The 3,843-nt window shown below is 67.0% G+C and carries 5 protein-coding genes and 1 pseudogene; all 6 read right to left on the reverse strand.

Annotated elements, in window-relative coordinates:
- Positions 1-198 precede the first annotated feature (198 nt).
- Positions 199-603, reverse strand: coding sequence for a hypothetical protein (locus tag AB1609_17695; GenBank protein ID MEW6048281.1), 405 nt, complete (start codon positions 601-603; stop codon positions 199-201).
- Positions 604-620: 17 nt separating this feature from the next.
- A complete protein-coding gene (locus AB1609_17700) occupies positions 621-1,241 on the reverse strand; it encodes a Fe-S-containing protein (GenBank protein MEW6048282.1) in 621 nt (206 codons plus the stop codon).
- Positions 1,242-1,292: 51 nt separating this feature from the next.
- Positions 1,293-2,255 (reverse strand): M56 family metallopeptidase, encoded by a 963-nt coding sequence (locus AB1609_17705; GenBank protein MEW6048283.1) that lies wholly within the window; start codon positions 2,253-2,255, stop codon positions 1,293-1,295.
- On the reverse strand, positions 2,252-2,737 hold the full coding sequence (locus tag AB1609_17710; protein ID MEW6048284.1) for a BlaI/MecI/CopY family transcriptional regulator: 486 nt from the start codon (positions 2,735-2,737) through the stop codon (positions 2,252-2,254). The genes AB1609_17705 and AB1609_17710 overlap by 4 nt, the downstream gene beginning before the upstream one ends.
- A 66-nt stretch (positions 2,738-2,803) precedes the next feature.
- Positions 2,804-3,109: pseudogene (locus tag AB1609_17715) on the reverse strand (pyridoxal-phosphate dependent enzyme).
- 171 nt (positions 3,110-3,280) lie between these two features.
- Positions 3,281-3,724, reverse strand: coding sequence for an Rrf2 family transcriptional regulator (locus AB1609_17720; GenBank protein MEW6048285.1), 444 nt, complete (start codon positions 3,722-3,724; stop codon positions 3,281-3,283).
- Positions 3,725-3,843: the final 119 nt, after the last annotated feature.

Here is a 3,843-nt window from a genome sequence, read left to right on the forward strand (position 1 = left end):
CCCCGACCGCCCTTCGCATGGCTCCGGTGAGGGCAAACATGCCCGTCACCGTGGCCACGCCGGCGGCCACCACCAGGAGGAGGAAGGCCGTCCTCCCCGCAGTGCGACGCAGGTTGCCCCAGGCGATGTCGGCCAGGCCCACCGGGTTCACCTCCCGCCCGTATGCCCCCTCAACTTCTGCTGTGTCCCGGGGTCTGGCTAGTAGATGTCCTGCCACTGGCCGTAGCGGTAGACGTAGCTGTTGACCAGCCGCCCGTCCTTGTAAACGTCGGCCTGCAGGTGACACCCGAAGTCCCTCACCTGCACCTGGACCGGTCCCGTGTCCCCCGTTTGCCGGCGGTACAGGTCCAGGGCAGCTTGCTCCAGGCTCTGCAGATCAGGTGCGGAGCCACCCGCCGAGGAACTCGCGTCCCGACCCCAGAAGCCAAAACCACCCGGTCCACCGGCACAGCACCCGCAGAAACCTTCGACCGCGGCGTCGCGCAGTCCGGCCGCCGTCACGCCGCCCCAGCCTCGAAAGCCCCCGACCAGCACGACGCCCACCACCAGCGCCAGGATCAGCACCAAATCGGCCCGTCTCCCGCCAGGGTAACCTCTTTGCACCCCCGTTCATCCCCTTTCTAGATCCTGGGTTGCCAGGATCGTAGTTCCTGCTCGTCGAGGATGAGCTTGCCGCCCTCCACCCGGTAGTCGACTTCATCGGGCGGGAACAGCAGGCACCCTCCGTTCAGCCCTTTGAGATCTTCCAGCCGCCATTGGGTACCGCACACGTTGCACACCAGCCGGTCCCCGCGGATGTGGAAAGTGGTACCGCTGCACGGTTCACAGAAAGAAACCGCCGCCACCACCCGGCCCGACGGAGCCACGTACACGGTCACGGGCAGGTAGTCGAAATCGCTCCCGTTGGGCAACCTGACGGGTTTATTCGGGATCCTGAACCTGACGATCCCCTTTTCTTCGACCGTTGCCAGGTCAACGTATATCCTCCCATCGCGAAACTCCGGCACGATGTCAGCCTGTTCGACCCTCACGGCAGGGTCGTACCTGCGAGGCGCCAGGCGGTAAGACCCTCCCTCCGCCGCCCGCCCGGGGATCTCCCGGCTGCCCCACAGGAGGGTGCCTGCCAGTACGATCCCCACCAGCACCACCGCCCCCACGAATACGGCGACCGCAGGGAACCGGCGGCGCTCCCCGTCAGGACCGCCCATCACCCTCGCCTTCTTTTCGGCGTTTGCGCTCACCTTCGCCTACCTCCTACAACCCGTAGTAGATTCGGGCACAAAAGAAGGCCGTCAGCAAAGAGGAACCAGGATCACTCCCGTGAGGAGCCACACGGCCAGGACGAGCCAGCGCCGGTTGCCTGCTCTGCGTCCGGACCGCGCGGATCCCTGCAGCAACGCCTCGACCCGACGTTGCACCTCTCCGGCGCCGCTGAGGGGGGAGAAGTTGTCCAGCGCCAGCTGCCACCAGCCTCCGGCAGTACCCAGCCGGTAGCCCTTGAGGAGGGCGGCTGCCAGGGCCAGGGGCCTTCCGGTGACGCGGGCGGATGCCGCGTCGGCCATGGCTTCCGTCTCGGCCTGGAGCCGGCGAAACGCTGAGGGAGAAAGCCCGGTGAACAACAGGATGTCCCGCACCGTGGCTGCCAGCCACTTCTTCCAGTGGTCGCCGGTCCTCACGTGAGCCAGTTCGTGAGCCAGCACCGCCTCCAGCTCCTCAGGGTCCAGTTGCTCGACCAGGGGCCGGGAAAGTATCACCACAGGGTGCATGATGCCCGCGGTGAACGCCTGCGAGAGGGGACGCGGTACCACCATCACCGCCGGCGGCCTGATGCCCATGCGCTCTGCCACCGCCCTCAGCGTGAGGGTCACGCAGCTCTCATCCGGCTCGGGCCGGAATTGGCGCCGGAGCCGGCCGACCAATACCGCTCCCGCAATCGCTTTCCCCACCCCCACCGCCAGGGAAACCGCGAAGAAGGGTGCTAGCAGGTGAGCGAGCATGGTTCCTGCCCGGCACAACCAGGCCAGGATGACGCCTGCGAACCCCTGCCCTGCCAGCAGCGGGACCCAGCACGCCACCCGCCAGCGCCACGCCCAGGAAGCGGCGTACAGAACGAAGGGCACCGCCAGGGGGGCCCACCAGACACCGCGCCGAACGTCAGGGGGAAGCCCCGACAGCCTCGTGACCAGCCCGGCCAGGGCGCTGCCCGCGAGCATCCCGAAGAAAGCGTAGACAATGAACGGGTGCAGGTGGCTCATCCCTGTCTACGTTCCTTTCGCCCTCGCGGCTCCGCCCATGTCGACCCCCGCGGCGAGGCCGGCTCTCCCGACCGGTGCCGCTTGATGATCTCCTCCAGTTCCCTCAGCCTCGCTTCATCCTCGCTGCCGAGCCTTTCTACCAGGTGGGAGAAAACCGGTCGGGCAAACTCCTCCAGCAGGCCGTCCAGCACCGTCCTGGCCACCCGGTCCATGAACTCCTCCCGAGTCAGGGCGGGGCGGTATACGTAGTAGTTGTTCTCCAACTCCCGCTGAAGGAGGCCCTTTTGGGCCAGACGGGTCATGGTGGTCATCACGGTCGTGTAGGCGAGAGGTCGCCTGGCGAGCAGGTGCTGGTGCACGTCGCGCACTGTGACCCGACCCCGGCTCCAGGCCACCTCCATTACCTCTGCCTCCAGCCCACCCAGCACTTTGCCCAGTCCCGCCCCACCCGGTCTGAACTCGATGGGGATGTCCCTGCTCACGTTTCCACCCCCGGCTGGGGGGAATTATATAACGGCGTAGTACTACAGTCAATAGTAGGGCCGGACTCATTCCGCCAGGTCGGCAAAGAGCCAGGTGCTGAGGTAGCACTCCCCGGTGTCGGGCAGGATCACCACGATCAGCTTTCCCTCCATGTCGGCGCGCCTGGCCAGCTCCACCGCCGCCCGTGCTGCGGCCCCCGAGGAGATGCCGGCCAGGATGCCCTCCTCCCGCATCAGGCGTCGGGCCATCTGACCTGCCCGGTCGGCGGTGATGCGGATTATCTCGTCTATCAGGTCGGTCCGCAGCACCTCGGGGACGAACCCGGCCGCGATCCCCTGTGTGCGGTGCGGGCCCGGAGCCCCACCGGAGAGGCCGCGATCTCCTCGGCCCGACGCACGGCCCCGGGCATTTGCGCCCGCACCCCGGCGGTGACGCGGTTGAGGTAAACGAGAGGTGTTCTCCCTACCAGTTCCGTCATGTCCCTGGCGATGCGCACCTTGGACAACTCTCCCGGGACGGGCCGGCCACCCGCCACTGCCGGCCTAAATGTAGTACATCGGGGCCCCGGTGGCCAGTTCCTGTTCCCGGCGGGCCAGGTCGGCCAGGGTATACTTCTCCAGCGTCGTCTCAATGGCCTTCTTAAGCTGGACCCATACCTCACGGACTGCGCAGCGGGGCGACCGGGGGCATTTTCCCGGATGGTCCACGCACGCCACAGGCGCAAGGGTCCCTTCCGTCAACCGCACCACGTCCGCCACCGTCACCTCGGCTGGACAACGGGCCAGGGCTACCCCTCCGCTGGTTCCCCGCTGCGTACTCACCAGCCCGCCGGAGCGCAGGAACCCCAGCAATTGGGCCAGGTAATCGGCGGAGATATCCTGGTCGGCCGCTATTTCTTTGATCTGCACGGACCGCCCCTTACCGCCGGCCCGGGCCAGGGCCACCAGGGCCCGACAGGCGTAGCGGCTTCGGGTAGAGAGCTTCAAGGGCCTCACCTCCTTCCTGACGCGACGATAGCCTTCACCGCATGAACCGCCTGTTCCACATCCTGCATGGTGTTGAAGTAACCCACACTGAACCTCACCGTCCCCGTCGGGAAGGTGCC

It is taken from the genome of Bacillota bacterium (assembly GCA_040754675.1).
In the GTDB taxonomy this organism is placed as follows: Bacteria; Bacillota; Limnochordia; order Limnochordales; family Geochordaceae; genus Geochorda.